Raw genomic sequence first — 17,159 nt, forward strand, 5'->3', positions numbered from 1 at the left:
TTCCAACTTAAAAAAATAAAGGCTCAGTCGACCGCAATCGACGACAGAGCCATAAAAAAACGTTCGGGCTTAAAAGAGAGCGTCTTCGGTTCGCTCGAGTTCCGCCTGCAGCTTCTCCATAAACTTGAGTTTACGCACCAGGTCGGCGGCCTGCTCCAAGACTGAAGCCTCTTCACTGCCTATCTTTTGCGCCAGCTGCGAAGTGATCTCACCGCGATACTCGCCAAAGGATTGATGCAGGTGCTCGATAGCCTCGTCGGGATCATCGCAATCGCTGATCTCCTCCAGCGCCTCACGCCACTCCATCTGCTGCATTAAAAACATTGTGTCTTTAACCGTGGTGGATTCGTGGCTGAGGTCGATTCCCTTGAGGCTGAGCATGTGCTCGGCGCGCGAGATGGGATGTTTCAGGGTGTTATAGCCATCGTTAACCTGGGCGGTATGCTGCACGGCCAGACGCTTGTCCTGCTCGCTGGCATTGGCAAACTTATCAGGGTGCACCGCACGCTGCAGCTCGCGATACCGCTCTGAAAGTAAAGCGGTATCTAGCTCAAACGATGGCGATAAACTAAACAACTCAAAATAGTTCATGTATCTCGATTCGCTCGCTAAACGGTGAAGCTCTCGCCGCAGCCACACTCCCCTTTCGCATTGGGGTTGTTGAACTGGAAGCCCTCGTTGAGTCCCTCTTTGACGAAATCTAACTCGATCCCTTGCAGGTAGATGAAACTCTTGGCATCGATGATGATTTTCACCCCTTCGATCTCATAAACTTCATCGTCGTCATTGAGTTCGTCGACGAACTCCAGCACGTATGCCATGCCGGAGCAGCCGGACGTCTTCAGTCCCAAACGTAATCCGATACCTTTACCGCGATTAGCCAAGAAACTTCTTACTCGCTCGGCCGCCGCCGGTGTCATCGTTATTGCCATTATTACTCCGACTATTACTTTTCGTGCTTAGCCTTGTATTCGTCTAACGCTGCCTTGATGGCGTCTTCAGCCAAGATTGAGCAGTGGATTTTTACAGGCGGTAAGGCAAGCTCTTCAGCAATATCCGTATTCTTAATCGCTTGTGCTTCTTCAATCGTCTTGCCCTTCACCCATTCGGTGACCAGCGAGCTAGACGCGATAGCGCTACCACAGCCGTAAGTCTTAAACTTGGCGTCTTCGATGATGCCTTGCTCGTCGATCTTCAGCTGAAGCTTCATGACGTCACCACAGGCAGGCGCGCCTACCATGCCGGTCACGACTGAAGGGTCGTTCTTGTCGAATGAACCTACGTTACGCGGGTTTTCATAATGATCTATTACTTTTTCACTGTAAGCCATGATTCTGCTCCAATCTCTATTCGTTTATCGGCCGGATTAATGGTGTGCCCACTGCACTTTTGACAGGTCTACACCATCTTTGAACATCTCCCACAATGGAGACATCTCTCTCAACTGACCGATAGACTTGGTAATGGTCTCGATCGCATGGTCAATCTCCTCTTCCGTCGTGAAACGACCGATAGAGAAACGGATTGAGCTGTGCGCCATTTCATCGTCTAATCCTAATGCACGAAGCACATAGCTAGGCTCTAAACTTGCTGAGGTACAGGCAGAACCTGATGAAACAGCCAGATCTTTCAGCGCCATCATCAAAGACTCACCTTCGACGAAGTTAAAGCTGACGTTCAGGCTGCCGCAGTATCTCTGCTCTGCATCACCGTTGATATAGGTTTCTTCGATATGCTTGATGCCGTCCCACAGTCTGTCGCGCAGACGACGGATACGGGCGTTGTCGCTTTCCATGTCGGCCTTGGCAATGGCTGCCGCTTCACCCATGCCCACAATCTGGTGAGTCGCCAGGGTTCCGCTACGCATGCCGCGCTCGTGTCCGCCACCGTGCATGGTCGCTTCCAGACGAATACGTGGCTTACGACGCACATACAGGGCGCCGATGCCCTTAGGGCCATACATCTTATGGGCCGAGATAGACATCAGGTCGACCTTGGTCTTCTGCAGGTCGATAGGCAATTTGCCCGCGCTTTGCGCCGCGTCTACATGGAAGATCACCTTCTTGGCACGGCAAAGCTCGCCGATGGCGTCGATATCATGAATCACGCCGATCTCGTTATTTACATGCATCAGGCTGAGCAGTATGGTGTCTTCACGCATCGCCGCCTCGAGCTTCTCGATAGGGATGATGCCGTTTGACTCAGGCTCAAGGTAGGTTACCTCGAAGCCTTCACGCTCTAGCTGGCGACAGGTGTCCAGCACAGCCTTATGTTCTGTCTTGCTGGTGATGATGTGCTTGCCTTTCTTATGATAAAAATGCGCAACACCCTTGATGGCCAGGTTGTCAGACTCGGTAGCGCCCGAGGTAAAGACGATCTCACGAGGATCGGCGTTGATCAACTCGGCCACCTGGTTACGGGCGATATCCACCGCCTCTTCGGCCTGCCAGCCGTAACGGTGAGAACGTGAAGCGGGGTTACCAAAAATCCCGTCCATCGTCATGTATTGCATCATTTTCTCTGCTACGCGCGGATCGACCGGCGTCGTCGCAGCATAATCTAAATAAATAGGAAGCTTCATCTCACACTCCGTACTGAGTAGTCATGGCGCGACCACTTAACCACGTACATATAGTAATAATTAATAACAAAGTTAACTTATAGGGTTACTCTTTGTTCCTGTTGCATCTTGTCTTGCTTGATTGAGATAAATTGCACATCTCGCTTGTTCATCAGACCCGCAAGGCTAATGCCATTTAAAAAATCTGAAATCTGTTTGCTCAAATCGCCCCAGAGCGAATGGGTTAAACATCTTGTACCGCTCTGACAATTTCCCAAACCTTGACAACGTGTGGCGTCGACCGACTCATCTACCGCCCGAACCACCATGCCCACGGAGATATCACTGGCGTCGAAACCGAGACGATAACCGCCGCCAGGTCCTCTGACGCTGGAGACTAATCCATGCTTACGTAATTTAGCGAAGAGTTGTTCAAGATAGGAAAGAGAGATTCCCTGACGCTCGGAGATGTCAGCTAATGGGACCGGGCCAGAAGTAGAATGCATTGCAACGTCTAACATTGCCGTTACCGCATACCGACCTTTTGAAGTTAGTTTCATAGCTACCACTGCTCTCTAAAATGCTTAGGTCAATTCAATCATACCCGACTATTTTAGTCAAGTATAAAGCCTAGTATTTTGGTCAGGTATTAAGGGCGTTATCGGAAACAGGAAATACCCTGCTTCGTTGCTGGGGTATTTAACCTGTTTCAAGGCAAAGATTCAACGCTCAGAGGGCAATAAATCTCACTCTTTATTAAATAATGGGATCAAACTCATCTATCGCCTGCTGGCGTTTCTCGGCGGCGGCCTGCTCGGCGTCGCTAAATTCACCCACTTCGAGCTCGGGAAGCCTTTCGGTACAAACGCTGCCGCCCATGCTCTGCACGGCCTGACACACCTCTTGCACCTTAGAGTCCATCAGGTGCATATGGTCGAGCATCTTGCCGATAGCATTGGCCACTGGATCGGGATTATCGGGAGAGACCGCATAGGCATCGAAGCCATATTTCTTGGCCATCTCTGAGCGGCGCTGAGCATGCTCCTTAGCCTCATCGCTAGGCCTGGCCACTTCTCGGGCGGGGATCCCCACCACAGTGGTGTCTTTTGGCACCTCTTTGACCACCACTGAATTAGAGCCCACACGTGCCCCATCGTGCATGGTGATGGGACCGAGGATCTTGGCGCCGGCGCCCACGACCACATTGTTGCCAAGGGTCGGGTGACGTTTGCCCGCCTGCCAGGTCGTGCCCCCAAGGGTAACGCCATGGTATAGGGTACAGTCGTTGCCGATTTCGGCTGTCTCACCGATCACCACGCCCATGCCATGGTCGATAAAGAAACGGTCGCCTATGGTGGCACCCGGATGAATTTCCACGCCGGTCAACCAGCGTGAGAAGGTAGAGATCATGCGCGCCGTCAGACACCACTTGGCCTTCCAAAGCTTATGGCTGACACGGTGGATCCAAATCGCCTGCATCCCTGGATAGTTAAGCAGGATCTCTAGGGTACCGTTCGCCGCCGGATCTCTATGGTAGATGGAGGCTATGTCATCTTTAATTCTGGAAATCACGCCCATGGCTCTATTCTTCCTTCGTTGACTGCACGTCTTTTGTGGCCTGCTGGGCCAATGCGACCTTCTTATCTACCGAGGTCAGGATACCTCGTAGGATGTTCATCTCCTGGCTCTCGATTCTCGCCCGGCTAAAGAGGCGTCTCAGCTTAGTCATCACCTGCCCCGGATGCTGCTTGATGATAAATCCGGTCGAAAGCAGTGTCTTCTCCAGATGAACGAAGAAGTTTTCCTGCTCCTTGGCCAGCGGATACGCCTGCTCTTCCACCGTCTCGGGATCCATGTTGAGATGCGCCACACGCGCCTCATAACAGATGATTTGCACCGCCTGGGCCAGGTTCAGCGAGGTATATTCTGGATTAGCGGGTATGCTCACATGATAGTTGCATTTTTGCAGCTCATCATTGCTCAGGCCATTGCTTTCACGACCAAAGACGATGGCCACAGGGCCATTAACGGCGGCGCCAGCGAGTTTTTCACCCGCCTGACGAGGATCCAGCATGGGCCAGTCCAGAGTACGGCTGCGGGCACTGGTGGCGATCACCAGGCTGCAATCGGCAATAGCGTCTTCCAAACAGTCGACGGTCACCGCATGCTTAAGGATATCCGACGCCCCGGCGGCGAGCGCGACAGACTGGCCATCGGGTGCCACCTTGGGCTCGGCGAGATAAAGTGTGGAAAGCCCCATGGTTTTCATGGCACGGGCGGTTGAACCTATATTACCTGGATGAGTGGTTCCTACGAGAACGACACGAATATTGCTAAGCATGAAACAAGTTTGATTTCTTTCTATAGAACAGTGGATTGATGGTATCACAGCGTAAGGGGATCCCTTAATATAAAAATCTATATTTGATATAACGCTTGAAAAGCGTATAATACGCGCCGATTATTTATATCTGTTCTTTAACATCCAGGGGATTGTAATGCATCCGATGCAGACCATCGCTGTGCGCGCCGCTCGCGCTGCCGGCCAAACAATTATGCGTGCCTATACCGAACTCGACCGTGTAGAAGTTAGCGCAAAAGGTATCAATGACTACGTGACTAACGTAGATAAAGAAGCTGAAGCTGCCATTACATATCAAATCCGCAAGTCGTACCCGGACCACACCATTGTCGGTGAAGAAAATGGTGAGAATAAGGGTCAAAACAGCGACTACATGTGGATTGTCGATCCCTTGGATGGCACTAACAACTTTGTTAGAGGCATCCCTCATTTTGCGGTTTCTATCGCCGTACAACACAAAGGCAAAACCGAAGTTGCCGTCGTCTACGATCCTGTTCGTGACGAGCTGTTCACTGCCGTGCGCGGTAAAGGCGCCAAGCTAAACGATTTCCGTATCCGCGTGAGCAAAGCAAACGATCTTAGCGACGCCATCGTAGGTACCGGCTTCCCATTCAAGGCAAAGCAACACTCAGAAACTTACATGAAGCTGCTGGCCTCTACTTTCAGCCAGTGTGCCGATCTGCGCCGTGCAGGTTCTGCCGCCCTGGATCTGGCTTACGTAGCAGCCGGTCGTATGGACGCCTTCTTCGAAATCGGTCTTAAGCCATGGGACATCGCCGCTGGCGATCTGCTGGTTCGTGAAGCTGGCGGTACCGTCACCGACTTTACCGGTAACCACGGCTACATGGGTTCAGGCAACATCATCGCAGGTAGCCCTAAGGCAACCGTCGCTATGGTGAAGAGCTTCCGCCCTCTGCTGAGCGATGCCCTTAAGCGTTAATCCCGGATTAAACAGCATCGCACGCTAAAGACCGCCTTCATGGCGGTTTTTTTATGCCTGTTGTTTATAACCTATCTATATGGTCTTTTTTTAGAGACTTTGAATAACGCTTTTCTCCACTTCATATCATGATTTCAGCCATAGGCCGTTGCACGGTTTCATCAAGCGCATATCAAGTTAAAAACCGCTACACGAAAAATGCTAGATGAAGAAGCCGCCTCCATTCAAAGCCGGTGCCCTGATTCAATCCTGGTTAATTAAAAACGAGCTGCGCTTATTTACATGCATATAAATTACACCTTATAATATCCGACATATTTACTCGGATATTTAATGAGACGCGTATGCTTAACATAGACGAACCCGCCCATCTCCAACCCAAACTCGCCCTGCTGCGTTTGGGATTTCGTCCCTTCTTCCTGTTTGGCGCCCTGTTCAGCCTGGTTGCCCTGACTCTGTGGGGCAGCTTTCTCACCGGTCGTCTCGGCTTTACCCCCCATGGAAATCCACTATGGTGGCACGGCCATGAGATGCTATTCGGCTTCGTGATGGCGATTGTCGCCGGCTTCCTGTTAACCGCATCGCAAACCTGGACAGGTCAGAAGAGCATCAAAGGCTGGCCACTGGGAGCCCTCTTCCTGCTTTGGCTGACGCCGCGCATCTTGCTCGCGAATAATCAGTGGGGCAGCTTCGAGGTCGTGGCCATGCTGGATCTACTATTCGCGCCGGCAGCGGCACTGGTCCTGGCCCGCCAGGTGATCGCCGTCAGGCAATGGCGCAACTTTGCCTTCATCCCCATCTTGCTGCTGCTCACCATGGCCAATGCCCTGAGCTACTACGGCGTGAGCAGCCAGAACAGCCTGCTGGTATCCCATGCCTTTCACGGTGCCACCATCTTGATGGTGACCTTAGTGGCCCTCATCGGTGGGCGGGTAATTCCCTTCTTTACCGATAGAGCCACACAGTGGCAGCGCCCGGACAACATCTCCTGGCTGGAAAAGCTCACCTTCATCAGTCTGATGGCACTCTTTATCGCCATGCTTGTGGGTCAGCACCTTGCTGTAATGCTGTGCGCCGCCGTGGCCGGGATCACCCTCTTGGTACGCTGGTCTCGTTGGGGCGTGCAATCTACCTTTAGCGTACCACTACTCTGGTCGCTGCATCTAAGTTATCTCTGCATCCCGATTGGCCTGCTGCTGATCGCGATGGGCGCTAGCGTCTCGGCCGGTCTGCACGCCATGACGGTAGGCGGACTGGGCGGCATGATACTAGCAATGATGGCCAGGGTCTCCTTGGGCCATACTGGTCGCAACCTGCTACCACCTAAGGTAATGACTGGCGCCTTCGCCCTTATCCTTATCTCGACAATCACCCGAGTCTTGGCAAGCCTGTTCCCAGAGCAGTTTATGCTTTGGCTCACGGTTGCCCTGGTGGCCTGGATCTTCGCCTTTGGCACCTTTGTTGTCTGCTACGCCCCCATTCTGCTTACCCCAAGGGTTGATGGCAGACCCGGCTAAGCCCCTAACAGAGGCCAAAACGTCAGTTTGTGAAAAGCATCACATCCAGGCTCTGGCATAGCGCTCAATACTTGTTACCATCTATAAAAACATTACTGAGCGCTATTCATGGGAAAACTCTACACGCAATATGGCTCTAAAAGCCTCAAAGCAATAGAACATTTTGTTTTAATTATCATCGCCATCGCCACCATAGTGGCCATAGGGCAAGAGATAGCGCACATCATCAAGATGGGAGAGGTTGCGCTGGCGGATCTACTGCTGCTATTCATCTATCTCGAGGTGCTGGCCATGGTGGCCAACTACGCAGAATCGGGTAAGTTACCGGTTCGGATGCCGCTCTATATCGCCATCGTCGCCCTGGCCCGTTATCTGATCCTGGATATGAAGGGGATGGAAGACTGGCGTATTCTGGCGATCTCAGTATCTACCCTGGTGCTTGCCAGTACGGTTATCGTGATCCGCTGGGGACAGCTAAAACTCCCCTATCCTCGAAAAGAGGACGATCACTAGCCTGTTTGTGGGGCGGCAAGCGCCGCCCCTTTTTACATTTGGCTACCAAGCATCAACTCGACATCAGCTGTAAATAACTAACCGTTATTCATGTTGTTATAACTATTATTTCCCACATAAACTGTGCTACGTTTAAAAGGCTTTCCCCCTATATCTAACAGCAAGGAAAACTCTGATGGATCAAAACCACGAAGATTTTGAAGAACGCCGTCAATCCCTGCGGGTTGACATGGAAGCCGAACGTATCCTGATCTCATGGACGGATGGCTTAGACGTGGTGCACACAGATGATGCCATCTGTATGGATCTGGCGCGTCGTGGTGTGCTGATTGAATACAAGCAGGCTTTTACTTTGGGCGACCTGCTCACTGTCACCTTCAATCCCAACACAGATAAGCAAAACAGTATCAAGGCCCAGGTGTGTCGATGCACCGAATGTGCACCACATCGTTTCCAGGTTGCGATGCAAATTATTTAGCCTTTTCAGTGAACTAAAAACAGGAGTTCGGGCAGTATCCATAACTCTGTTCTATACTAAACAGCACAAGTTCTGCGACATAAACCAGTGCCAATGCTTGAGGGAGACACGCTATGATTCTGCTTGTTGGGGGTGAGAAAGGTGGCGCGGGCAAGAGTTGCCTGGCCCAAAATATCGCCGTACATATCACTCAAAAATACAAAGCCAACGTATTGATGGTCGACTGTGATCCCCAGCGCACCACCTCAGACTGGATCCAGGCCCGTAATGAGGATACCAGCCTACCCGCGATTAATTGCATTCAACTCTACGGTAAAATTCGTAATGATCTTCTTGGGTTAGACCAAAGATTCGACTATGTGATCGTCGACTGTGGTGGCCAGGACAACCTAGCCATGCGTGCGGCCATGTCGGTAGCCACCTATGTGGTTCTGCCTCTGAGGCCCAAGCGGCGGGATCTAAAGACTCTCCCCCATATGGAAGATATGCTCAGCACCTGTAAGATGGTCAACCCTAAGATGGTGGCTACCGTGGTGATGACCCAGTGCCCTGCGCTGCCCAGCCAATATAAACGCATACTGGAGGCCAAGGAGGTGGTTGAATCATTCGGACTCAGGGTGTTGGACGCTGTGACCTTTAGCCGCAACATCTATGATGACAGTGAAGAACAAGGATCGTCGGTCATCGAAATCGAACCGGAAGGAAAAGCCGCCGCCGAGATACGTGCTATCGCCGATGAACTGTTTGCGATACCACCAGAAAATTCTTATGAGCTTAACTGATCTTAAACGCCGTAAATCTAAGCCACGCAAAAAGTTGTCGGTTGAAGATTTTATCGAGGATGCCAACAACTATGCGTTTGGTCAGCCTAGCCTCTCTAATCGCGTCAAGAAACAACGCAAAACCAATACCACGGTCAACCAGAAGAAGCAGGCGAGCCGTATCTTTCGCCATGCCACCTTTACCCTGACCGAGACCAGCATAGCTCAGCTCAATTCGCTGGCGAAGGAGAGCAAGGTGGCCAAGTCTCGCCTGATCCGTATGATGATCACCGAATTCGCCGGTAAATCTAAGGCCGAGCTACAAGCCCTGATAGAGCTCAGCCAGGACTAGCGCTGCGTTAGTGATTGCAGATACGATCGGCTGCGGTGGCGATCCCCTCGGCCGACTCGGTAAACTTGCCCTTACGCTCGAGAAACGCAATCAGCTCCTGGGCGTCCATCTCGCTGGCCGAACAGGTATGATAGCGCGCATGCTCACCAAACTCGTTATGCATGAGCTGAGTCAGCTCCCTCTTTGATACTGCGCGGCCCAAGGACAACATAAGTTCCATCACCTGATGGCCGTGAATTGAATCTGACATACTCTTCCCAAAAGATATAAAAAAGATATGTCTTTATAACCTATCTCACTGACAGAAACTTTGATCCCGTACGCAAAGCCCGCCCTTGTCCTAAAACCAGCGCCAATGCTATGCTGAAGATCACTCAGGCCTCTCCTACACGAGTACCCAAGTTGCTATGCCGCTGATCCTCCTGCTCACCCAACAGATGTGTCTCTATCTGGTGATAGTGTACCTGCTGAGTAAGACGCCGCTGTTTAAGTTGTTTGCCGAAACGGCCACTCGCCTGCCCCATAAGATCTACATCTATCTTATCTTCTCGGGCTTTTGCATCATGGCCACCTATTTTGGCGAGCAGACCAACGATGCTATCGCCAACACCCGTGCCATGGGCGCCGTACTCGGAGGCCTGTTAGGCGGACCGGTAACCGGTTTCCTGGTCGGCTTAACCGGCGGTCTGCACAGATACAGCATGGGTGGCTTTACCGATCTGGCCTGTGCCATCTCCACCACCCTAGAGGGGCTATCGGCGGGCATAGTCGGCTTTTATCTGCGCAAACAAAACCGCAGTGAGATGGTCTATGCACCACTGCTGGTCGCCCTGGTCACCTTCTCGGCCGAGATGCTACAGATGGCACTTATCCTGGCCATCGCCAAACCCTATGGCGAGGCCTTGACCCTGGTCAAACAGATTGCGCTGCCCATGCTAACGGTCAACTCCATCGGCGCCGCTCTCTTCATGAGCATGGTGCGAGATCAGAAGACCATGTTCGACAAGCTCTCCTCCGCCTTCTCCACCAAGGCGCTGAAAATTGCCGAGCGCAGCGTAGGCATTCTTTCTAAGGGGTTCGATCAAGAGGGCAGCACTAAGGTGGCGCAGATCATACTGGAGGAGACCAACGTCGGCGCGGTGGCAATTACCGACAGGGAGAAGCTGCTGGCCTTCATCGGCATCGGCGATGACCATCATATTCCCGGGACGCCTATCTCATCTAAGATCACCCAAGATGCCATAGAGCAGAACTGCGTCATGTTCGCCGACGGCGTGGAAACTCCCTATGCCTGCTCCATCTCGCCCCAGTGTCGTCTCGGCTCCAGCCTGGTTATCCCCCTGCGGTGTGAGTCTGAGGTGATTGGTACCATCAAGCTCTATGAGCCGAAGAACAAGCTGTTTCTCAACATCAACCGCACCCTGGGTGAAGGGATCGCCAGGCTGATGAGTAACCAGATCCTCTATGGCCGCTATGAGCTGCAACAGAGCCTGCTCACCCAGGCCGAACTAAAGCTGTTGCAGGCTCAGGTAAATCCTCACTTCCTGTTTAACGCCCTCAATACCATCGCCGCCATCATAGGCAAAGATCCCCTGATGGCGAGACAGCTGCTGCAACATCTGTCGCAGTTTCTGCGCATCAACCTCAAGCGCACCACGGGCCTGGTGACCCTCAGCGACGAGCTAGAACATATCGACGCCTACCTCACCATAGAGAAGGCAAGGTTTATCGACAAACTCAGCGTGCATATCGATATTCCGTCCGCGTTGCACCAGTACCGCCTGCCGGCCTTTACCCTGCAGCCCATCATAGAAAATGCGGTGAAGCACGGTACATCACACCTGCTTGAGCCCGGCGAGATCTGGGTCAGTGGCAGAGCCGAGCAAGATTTATTAATATTGGAAGTTAAAGACAATGCAGGTCTGTATCGAGAAGAGCTCAATACAGACACCTCAGGATTAGGTATGTCCATCGTCCATAAGCGGATCCAGAGCCTGTTTGGCCCTAATTATGGCGTTAAGATCAACTGCGAGAAGGACCGTTTTACCCAAGTTATTATTACTCTGCCGCTTAACGATGCGGCACAAACGGAATCCACGGCGTGATCACTTGCTTAATAATCGACGATGAACCCTTTGCCCGCGAAGCTCTCTATGACCAACTCAAGATCTATCCTGATCTTGAGGTAATAGGCCAGTGCAGTAATGCCATAGAGGGGATGCAAGCCATTGGCAAGCTCAAGCCTCAGCTGATCTTCGTCGATATTCAGATGCCCAAGGTAAATGGACTCGAGATGGTCGCCATGTTAGATCCCGACAACATGCCCAGGGTGGTGTTTGTTACCGCCTTCGACGAGTACGCCATCAAGGCCTTCGACAATCATGCCTTCGATTATCTGCTCAAACCCGTCGATGAGGCGCGCCTGGCCACCACTATTGAAAGGGTGCGCCGCGATCTACACCAAAAGCCGCTGGATGCCGTGCTGCCGACTCAGCTCGAGCATGTTCCCTGTTACTGCGGCAATCGTCTCAAGGTGATCAATGTCGATGAAGTGGAGTTTGCCTTTAGCGATCTCAGCGGCATCCATGTCACCACGGCGCAGGAGCAGGTGCACACTCACCTGACCCTCAAGGTGTTAGAGGAGAAGACAGATCTGGTACGCTGCCATAAGCAGTATCTGGTCTCGCCGCAGGCGATCAGCGAGATCCTCATCCTGGAAAATGGCGCCGAGGTGGTCACCCACTCGGGTAAAACCATCCCTGTGTCGCGGCGTTTCCTCAAGCCGCTGAAACAGATCTTCGGCTTTCATTAATACAGTTACCGCCTCGATTTTACCGCTTAATCCGCTTATTCGACCACTCAGCTAAATGTCGGTTTCCTAAAATTGCCGACAGGTTACACTCTTGTTAACTTTTAATGGGAGTACTAATTATGATGTGGTTTCTAATCTGTGTCGGCCTGCTCCTCGGCGGATACTTCATCTACGGTAAGTTTGTTGAGAAGGTGTTCGGTATCAATACCGCTCGCCAAACCCCCGCCTTTACCAAGACAGACGGCGTCGACTATGTACCTATGTCGAAAGGTAAGGTCTACCTCATTCAACTGTTAAACATTGCAGGTGTTGGCCCCATCTTCGGCCCTATCTTAGGTGCCCTCTATGGTCCTGCCGCCATGCTATGGATCGTCATAGGTTGTATCTTCGCTGGTGCGGTGCACGACTACTTCTCGGGCATGCTGTCGGTGCGCAACAACGGTCAGTCAGTGCCAAACCTTGCCGGTAAGTATCTGGGCAAGAGCGCCAAGCACTTCATGAACGTGTTCGCCATCATACTCCTACTGCTCGTGGGTGTGGTCTTCATCTCGGCGCCGGCAGGCCTGCTAGGCAAATTGACCGGTTGGGATGTTAGCCTGTTCCTTGGCATCATCTTTACCTACTACCTGATCGCCACTATCGTGCCGGTCGATAAGATCATAGGTCGCCTCTACCCCTTCTTCGGCGCCCTGCTGCTCTTTATGTCTGTGGGTCTGACCATCGCCCTGATCGTCTCTAGCGAGCACACGCTGCTGCCAGGTTTCAGCGCCGGTGACTTCCTGACTAACCTAAACCCGAACGACATGCCACTCTGGCCTGCGCTATTCATCACCATCGCCTGTGGTGCCGTATCTGGCTTCCACGCCACTCAGTCTCCGCTGATGGCCCGTTGCGTCGAAAATGAATCTAACGGCCGCTTCGTATTCTACGGTGCCATGATTGGTGAAGGTATCATCGCCCTTATCTGGTGTGCTATCGCCCTGTCATTCTTCGGCGGTGTAGAAGGCCTCAACGCCGGCATGGCGGGTAACCCTGCAAATGTCGTATACGAAGCCTCTACCGGCCTGCTGGGCGCAGTCGGCGGATTCATGGCTATCCTAGGTGTGATTGTTCTGCCTATCACCTCTGGCGATACCGCTTTCCGCTCTGCACGTCTTATCCTGTCAGAGTTCTTCAAGATGCCACAGACAGCGCTGCCTAAGCGTCTAATGCTGGCCATTCCACTGTTTGTGGTTGGTGCGATTCTGACTCAGGTTGACTTCGGTGTGATCTGGCGTTACTTCGGTGTGGCTAACCAAACCACCGCTGTAATGATGCTTTGGACCGCTTCCGCTTATCTGCTGCGTCATAACAAGCTGCACTGGATCTGTACCGTACCGGCCATGTTCATGACCACTGTGGTCATCAGCTTCCTGCTGAACTCGGCCACCTTAGGTGCAGGCCTACCTATGACGGTATCGACCATTGCCGGTGTGGTATCAACCTTGGTCATTACCGCACTCATCATAGTGAAGACTAAGGGCCGCGGCGAAGAAGAGTTACCCGAAGAAGCCTAAAATACTCCGGTAACAACCCCCAAAGTAAAAAACCAGTCGCAAGACTGGTTTTTTTATGCCGGTATCTGTGACGCTCACAACACCAATCGTTTTAGCGCTATACGCCTGAGCGTTTTATCCCTTTAGCTGCTCAGGGATAATATGTACACTGCCGCTATCGTTGGAGAGCCACACCTCGCCCTCGCTGATATTATATTGCAGGCTCATGTTGCGACTGACCATCTCGCCCATCGCCTTCACCTGCTCTTCGGGCAGGTTCCACACCGCAAGGTTCTGATAACGGCTGAGCGCCTGCTCATTTTGCTGCCACCAGATAGGCACGGCGCGGCCGCCATAGGTATAGAGCAACACCCTATCGGCGCGGCTGCTGGCCTTTCTCAGCCACTTCTCATCGCTCTGACCAAACTCGATCCACAGCTCTATCTCGTCGCTTAAGGATTTCTGCCACAGCTCGGGCTCGCCTTCGACGCACAGTCCCTTGCTAAAGGCCAGGGTGTCGCTGGCATTCAGGGCAAAGGCGAGCAGCCTGACCATCATGCGGGCATCGGTTTCAGACGGGTGTTGTGAAATAGTGAGGGAATGATCCTGGTAGTAGCCACGATCCATGTCGGCAATCTGCAGCTGCACTTTATAAACGGTTGCTTTGGGCGCCATAATGCTCAGTCGTTAAGAATAAAGCGCCTAGTTTACCCTAATTAGGCGCCCTTTGAGCAAGAGAAGCGTTATAGTGCACCCGGGCGCAGGTGTTTCGCCATGGGGAAATGGGCCACCAGCTGGGCTATGGTCTCGGCTTCGGCGTAGACCATCACCCGCTCGCCCTTGTCTAATCTGGCTGCCAACTCACTGAGCGGTAACACGGGCTGACGTCCGGCGTCGCGGCGCACCAACTCAGACAGACGCTCTGGCAGCGCTAAGTCACTACAGAGCCAGTCGAGACGCTGCATCATAGGCACGGCGGCCAGAGGCAGCAGATCGATTGAGGTGTGGGCATCGAGCAGCAAGAGTTCGCCACTGGTCGATAGGGTATCGAACGCCTGCTCGAAATAATTGTCAGTACGCTCATCGAACCTGTCGCCATTGAGGCGGAAAAACTGCTCCCAGAACAGCTTGCGCTGTTCAAACGCCGGCAGACGGTCTTGAACTTCGGTGCGTTTCTCGGCGATGAAATCAAACAGCCCGCTCAGGGATGCTGGCAGCCAGGTCTCCAAACGCGCCCTAAGCTCGCGGGCAAACACGGGGGCGGCGCCACTGGTGCTGATGGCGACCTGTAAGCGGCCCCTGTCGACGATGGCGGGGGTGATGAAGTTACAGAGTTTGGGGGCATCGACCACATTGACCCAGAGCCCCTGCGCCTTGGCCTGCAGGGCAAACTGACGATTGAGAGGCTCGTCACTGGTCGCCATGTAGAGCAGATCTATCCCTTCAAGATCGTCGAGTTCGGCGAATCTCTGTTCCAGGGCGATCAGCCCCTGATTAGCCATGGCCATCACGGCGTCGCAGACATCCGGGGCGATCACCCGAATGTGGGCCTGAGTGCGGCTCAGCAACTCAAGTTTACGGCTGGCGACAATGCCTGCGCCTATCATCAGGATCTTCAGCCCATCGGCCTGAGCGAAAATGGGAAAATATTGCATTATCTAAATGACTTGTCTCGACTAAGAATAAGACAAGAGTAAAGTAAGCCTAAGTCAGCGGCAAGCACTACTAGCTGAGCTGCTCGCTGCGCTCGGCGCTGCAATGCCAGCAGAGTTCAAAGTTACCTTCGTTTATCTCGTGACACTTAACGCACTGCCACTTGGGACTCTCGCTATTTAGGGTCTCAAGCTGCGCCCTGGCCGCCTCATACTGAGACTCTGCGACCCACAGCTCGACATCCTGTAAGTCAACCGGCAACTCACCGATACCACCTAGCAAGGCCTCGCCTCGCAGTTCGACCCCAATACCGCAGGCCTCCAACATCCCTTTCCAAGCATGGGCCTGTAACAAGTTACCACCGGCCACCAACTTACTGCGCTCTTCCATCTTTATCCCCTACAACGCTTGCTCTTTTTGGCAAATTATCAGGTGTATTGATTAATACCAATCGTAATAAATAATTAATCGTTCTAGCTTGTTACAACGCTCGATAACTGTATTAGTATTTTTAATTGTAGAATAACTACTTATCTAAAAATCCTGCTTTGTTCTCAAGCGTTTTTCCTGCGCTATTTCTGATCACATATTTACTGTGATTGGTATATTCGCTCAACATCCTAGCCTTAAAACTGACCAATTGTCGAGTCGGGATCCGGCCAATTTGGCAATAAAAAAGCCACGTAACCGTGGCTTTTTCATAACACATATCAGGCAATCTGTGCCCTATGGCATCAGCGCTTCCTGATCCGCGCCCTCTTTCTCGATCTCTACTGGCATCATATGCTCGCGATTGATCCCCAGCTTAACCGCCAGGAAACTCGCCACATAGATAGAAGAGAAAGTACCCACGAAAATACCCATCAGCAAGGCTGTTGCGAAGCCGTGGATCATGGTACCGCCCTTGAGGAACAGGGCCACAACCACCACCAGGGTCGTGCCCGTGGTAATGATGGTACGGCTCATGGTTTGGGTGATAGAGTTGTTCACCACATCTTCTGGAGTGCCCTTACGCATCTTGAGGAAGTTCTCACGGATACGGTCAAACACAACGATAGTATCGTTGAGTGAGTAACCCACCACCGTCAGCACACCGGCCAGGACGGTCAGGTCAAACTCCAGCTGGAACAGAGAGAACACACCTAGGGTGATGATCACGTCGTGCGCCAACGCCGCTACCGAACCCAGCGCCAGGCGCCATTCGAAACGGAAAGAGACGTAGATAAGGATACAGATCAGCGCCACCAAGACGGCCAGGCCGCCCTGCTCAGCAAGCTCTTTACCCACCTGAGGACCAACAAACTCGACACGCTTCTGGGTCACGCTAGGATCAACCTGAGACGCAGCCTGCATCACATGCTCGACTTGCAGGTCGCTCTTCACGCCCTCTTTCACTGGCAGACGGATCAGCACGTCACGGCTCGAACCGAAGTTCTGCACCACGGCACCGTCAGTCTCATCAGAGGTCAGGGCGCCGCGCAGCTTATTAAGATCGACAGGGTTTTTAAACTCCATCTCAACGACGGTACCGCCGGTGAAATCAAGTCCCCAGTTAATCCCATTCACGGCCAGAGAAGCTAGTGAGCCGACCACCAAGACAAGTGATAGCGCACTAATGGCCACGGCGTGACGCAGGAAGTTGATCGTGCCTTTAATTGATAAAATCTGGAACATGG

At 52.5% G+C, this 17,159-nt stretch carries 21 protein-coding genes; 9 read left to right on the forward strand and 12 right to left on the reverse strand.

Translation table 11 applies throughout. The features are described 5' to 3' along the window. Nucleotides 1-69: 69 nt before the first annotated feature. The 7 genes from hscB to trmJ form a co-directional block, all read right to left on the reverse strand. Nucleotides 70-591, reverse strand: coding sequence for a co-chaperone HscB (hscB, locus tag L2731_RS14420; protein WP_249253861.1), 522 nt, complete (start codon nucleotides 589-591; stop codon nucleotides 70-72). Nucleotides 592-608: 17 nt separating this feature from the next. Beyond that, nucleotides 609-932, reverse strand: a complete 324-nt coding sequence (gene iscA, locus L2731_RS14425; protein ID WP_041510955.1) for an iron-sulfur cluster assembly protein IscA — start codon at nucleotides 930-932, stop codon at nucleotides 609-611. Between the two features lie 14 nt (nucleotides 933-946). After that, on the reverse strand, nucleotides 947-1,330 hold the full coding sequence (gene iscU, locus L2731_RS14430; protein ID WP_041510954.1) for a Fe-S cluster assembly scaffold IscU: 384 nt from the start codon (nucleotides 1,328-1,330) through the stop codon (nucleotides 947-949). Between the two features lie 36 nt (nucleotides 1,331-1,366). Next, nucleotides 1,367-2,581: an IscS subfamily cysteine desulfurase gene (locus tag L2731_RS14435; RefSeq protein ID WP_239850951.1), complete on the reverse strand. Its 1,215-nt coding sequence runs from the start codon at nucleotides 2,579-2,581 to the stop codon at nucleotides 1,367-1,369. 77 nt (nucleotides 2,582-2,658) lie between these two features. Further along, nucleotides 2,659-3,120, reverse strand: a complete 462-nt coding sequence (gene iscR / locus L2731_RS14440) for a Fe-S cluster assembly transcriptional regulator IscR (protein WP_011866115.1) — start codon at nucleotides 3,118-3,120, stop codon at nucleotides 2,659-2,661. 196 nt (nucleotides 3,121-3,316) lie between these two features. Then, nucleotides 3,317-4,138 carry a serine O-acetyltransferase gene (cysE, locus tag L2731_RS14445; RefSeq protein WP_041510952.1) on the reverse strand — a complete coding sequence of 274 codons (822 nt, stop codon included), beginning with the start codon at nucleotides 4,136-4,138 and terminating at the stop codon, nucleotides 3,317-3,319. 4 nt (nucleotides 4,139-4,142) lie between these two features. Then, nucleotides 4,143-4,901, reverse strand: a complete 759-nt coding sequence (gene trmJ / locus L2731_RS14450) for a tRNA (cytosine(32)/uridine(32)-2'-O)-methyltransferase TrmJ (protein ID WP_239850952.1) — start codon at nucleotides 4,899-4,901, stop codon at nucleotides 4,143-4,145. Between the two features lie 157 nt (nucleotides 4,902-5,058). Here trmJ and suhB point away from each other — a divergent pair, with 157 nt between their 5' ends. The 6 genes from suhB to L2731_RS14480 all read left to right on the forward strand — a co-directional run bounded on the left by suhB (nucleotide 5,059) and on the right by L2731_RS14480 (nucleotide 9,483). Further along, nucleotides 5,059-5,862: an inositol-1-monophosphatase gene (gene suhB, locus L2731_RS14455; RefSeq protein WP_041510950.1), complete on the forward strand. Its 804-nt coding sequence runs from the start codon at nucleotides 5,059-5,061 to the stop codon at nucleotides 5,860-5,862. A 344-nt stretch (nucleotides 5,863-6,206) separates the two neighbouring features. Next, nucleotides 6,207-7,379, forward strand: a complete 1,173-nt coding sequence (locus tag L2731_RS14460; protein ID WP_249253864.1) for an NnrS family protein — start codon at nucleotides 6,207-6,209, stop codon at nucleotides 7,377-7,379. A gap of 108 nt (nucleotides 7,380-7,487) precedes the next feature. Further along, nucleotides 7,488-7,892, forward strand: a complete 405-nt coding sequence (locus L2731_RS14465; protein ID WP_011866120.1) for a phosphate-starvation-inducible protein PsiE — start codon at nucleotides 7,488-7,490, stop codon at nucleotides 7,890-7,892. A gap of 175 nt (nucleotides 7,893-8,067) precedes the next feature. After that, nucleotides 8,068-8,370 (forward strand): PilZ domain-containing protein, encoded by a 303-nt coding sequence (locus L2731_RS14470; RefSeq protein WP_041510949.1) that lies wholly within the window; start codon nucleotides 8,068-8,070, stop codon nucleotides 8,368-8,370. 113 nt (nucleotides 8,371-8,483) lie between these two features. Next, nucleotides 8,484-9,152, forward strand: coding sequence for an AAA family ATPase (locus tag L2731_RS14475; protein ID WP_041510948.1), 669 nt, complete (start codon nucleotides 8,484-8,486; stop codon nucleotides 9,150-9,152). Continuing rightward, a complete protein-coding gene (locus L2731_RS14480) occupies nucleotides 9,139-9,483 on the forward strand; it encodes a hypothetical protein (protein WP_041510947.1) in 345 nt (114 codons plus the stop codon). The genes L2731_RS14475 and L2731_RS14480 overlap by 14 nt, the downstream gene beginning before the upstream one ends. A 7-nt stretch (nucleotides 9,484-9,490) precedes the next feature. Here the strand turns inward: L2731_RS14480 and L2731_RS14485 are convergent, their stop codons facing one another. Beyond that, nucleotides 9,491-9,733 carry a YecH family metal-binding protein gene (locus L2731_RS14485; RefSeq protein ID WP_041510946.1) on the reverse strand — a complete coding sequence of 81 codons (243 nt, stop codon included), beginning with the start codon at nucleotides 9,731-9,733 and terminating at the stop codon, nucleotides 9,491-9,493. 157 nt (nucleotides 9,734-9,890) lie between these two features. Here L2731_RS14485 and L2731_RS14490 point away from each other — a divergent pair, with 157 nt between their 5' ends. The 3 genes from L2731_RS14490 (at nucleotide 9,891) to L2731_RS14500 (ending at nucleotide 13,851) form a co-directional block, all read left to right on the forward strand. Then, the gene (locus tag L2731_RS14490) at nucleotides 9,891-11,588 is read left to right on the forward strand and encodes a sensor histidine kinase (RefSeq protein ID WP_249253866.1); all 1,698 of its coding nucleotides are present in this window, start codon (nucleotides 9,891-9,893) and stop codon (nucleotides 11,586-11,588) included. After that, entirely contained in the window at nucleotides 11,585-12,295 is a 711-nt protein-coding gene (gene btsR, locus L2731_RS14495; RefSeq protein WP_239850959.1) for a two-component system response regulator BtsR, read from the forward strand. Before L2731_RS14490 ends, btsR begins: the two co-directional genes overlap by 4 nt. Before the next feature lie 119 nt (nucleotides 12,296-12,414). Next, nucleotides 12,415-13,851, forward strand: a complete 1,437-nt coding sequence (locus tag L2731_RS14500) for a carbon starvation CstA family protein (protein WP_239850961.1) — start codon at nucleotides 12,415-12,417, stop codon at nucleotides 13,849-13,851. 114 nt (nucleotides 13,852-13,965) lie between these two features. Here the strand turns inward: L2731_RS14500 and L2731_RS14505 are convergent, their stop codons facing one another. From L2731_RS14505 to secF, 4 genes are all read right to left on the reverse strand, one after another. Beyond that, nucleotides 13,966-14,505, reverse strand: coding sequence for a YaeQ family protein (locus tag L2731_RS14505; RefSeq protein WP_249253868.1), 540 nt, complete (start codon nucleotides 14,503-14,505; stop codon nucleotides 13,966-13,968). Nucleotides 14,506-14,573: 68 nt separating this feature from the next. Beyond that, entirely contained in the window at nucleotides 14,574-15,485 is a 912-nt protein-coding gene (locus L2731_RS14510) for a precorrin-2 dehydrogenase/sirohydrochlorin ferrochelatase family protein (protein WP_249253870.1), read from the reverse strand. A gap of 70 nt (nucleotides 15,486-15,555) precedes the next feature. Beyond that, nucleotides 15,556-15,873 (reverse strand): putative signal transducing protein, encoded by a 318-nt coding sequence (locus L2731_RS14515; protein WP_041510940.1) that lies wholly within the window; start codon nucleotides 15,871-15,873, stop codon nucleotides 15,556-15,558. Between the two features lie 336 nt (nucleotides 15,874-16,209). Then, on the reverse strand, nucleotides 16,210-17,157 hold the full coding sequence (gene secF / locus L2731_RS14520; RefSeq protein ID WP_239850967.1) for a protein translocase subunit SecF: 948 nt from the start codon (nucleotides 17,155-17,157) through the stop codon (nucleotides 16,210-16,212). Nucleotides 17,158-17,159 lie beyond the last annotated feature (2 nt).

Origin of the sequence: Shewanella aquimarina (genome assembly GCF_023349185.1) — a bacterium.
Taxonomy (GTDB): Bacteria; Pseudomonadota; Gammaproteobacteria; order Enterobacterales; family Shewanellaceae; genus Shewanella; species Shewanella aquimarina.

Excerpts from the sequence above, each read along its gene's own strand:
- L2731_RS14480 (WP_041510947.1), top strand. The coding sequence starts at position 9,139 with ATGAGCTTAACTGATCTTAAACGCCGTAAATCTAAGCCACGCAAAAAG.
- L2731_RS14500 (WP_239850961.1), top strand. The coding sequence starts at position 12,415 with ATGATGTGGTTTCTAATCTGTGTCGGCCTGCTCCTCGGCGGATACTTC.
- L2731_RS14465 (WP_011866120.1), top strand. The coding sequence starts at position 7,488 with ATGGGAAAACTCTACACGCAATATGGCTCTAAAAGCCTCAAAGCAATA.
- L2731_RS14490 (WP_249253866.1), top strand. The coding sequence starts at position 9,891 with ATGCCGCTGATCCTCCTGCTCACCCAACAGATGTGTCTCTATCTGGTG.
- iscU (WP_041510954.1), bottom strand. The coding sequence starts at position 1,330 with ATGGCTTACAGTGAAAAAGTAATAGATCATTATGAAAACCCGCGTAAC.
- L2731_RS14475 (WP_041510948.1), top strand. The coding sequence starts at position 8,484 with ATGATTCTGCTTGTTGGGGGTGAGAAAGGTGGCGCGGGCAAGAGTTGC.
- hscB (WP_249253861.1), bottom strand. The coding sequence starts at position 591 with ATGAACTATTTTGAGTTGTTTAGTTTATCGCCATCGTTTGAGCTAGAT.
- L2731_RS14510 (WP_249253870.1), bottom strand. The coding sequence starts at position 15,485 with ATGCAATATTTTCCCATTTTCGCTCAGGCCGATGGGCTGAAGATCCTG.
- cysE (WP_041510952.1), bottom strand. The coding sequence starts at position 4,138 with ATGGGCGTGATTTCCAGAATTAAAGATGACATAGCCTCCATCTACCAT.
- L2731_RS14515 (WP_041510940.1), bottom strand. The coding sequence starts at position 15,873 with ATGGAAGAGCGCAGTAAGTTGGTGGCCGGTGGTAACTTGTTACAGGCC.
- secF (WP_239850967.1), bottom strand. The coding sequence starts at position 17,157 with ATGTTCCAGATTTTATCAATTAAAGGCACGATCAACTTCCTGCGTCAC.
- trmJ (WP_239850952.1), bottom strand. The coding sequence starts at position 4,901 with ATGCTTAGCAATATTCGTGTCGTTCTCGTAGGAACCACTCATCCAGGT.
- L2731_RS14505 (WP_249253868.1), bottom strand. The coding sequence starts at position 14,505 with ATGGCGCCCAAAGCAACCGTTTATAAAGTGCAGCTGCAGATTGCCGAC.
- L2731_RS14435 (WP_239850951.1), bottom strand. The coding sequence starts at position 2,581 with ATGAAGCTTCCTATTTATTTAGATTATGCTGCGACGACGCCGGTCGAT.
- L2731_RS14485 (WP_041510946.1), bottom strand. The coding sequence starts at position 9,733 with ATGTCAGATTCAATTCACGGCCATCAGGTGATGGAACTTATGTTGTCC.
- iscR (WP_011866115.1), bottom strand. The coding sequence starts at position 3,120 with ATGAAACTAACTTCAAAAGGTCGGTATGCGGTAACGGCAATGTTAGAC.
- L2731_RS14460 (WP_249253864.1), top strand. The coding sequence starts at position 6,207 with ATGCTTAACATAGACGAACCCGCCCATCTCCAACCCAAACTCGCCCTG.
- suhB (WP_041510950.1), top strand. The coding sequence starts at position 5,059 with ATGCATCCGATGCAGACCATCGCTGTGCGCGCCGCTCGCGCTGCCGGC.
- iscA (WP_041510955.1), bottom strand. The coding sequence starts at position 932 with ATGGCAATAACGATGACACCGGCGGCGGCCGAGCGAGTAAGAAGTTTC.
- L2731_RS14470 (WP_041510949.1), top strand. The coding sequence starts at position 8,068 with ATGGATCAAAACCACGAAGATTTTGAAGAACGCCGTCAATCCCTGCGG.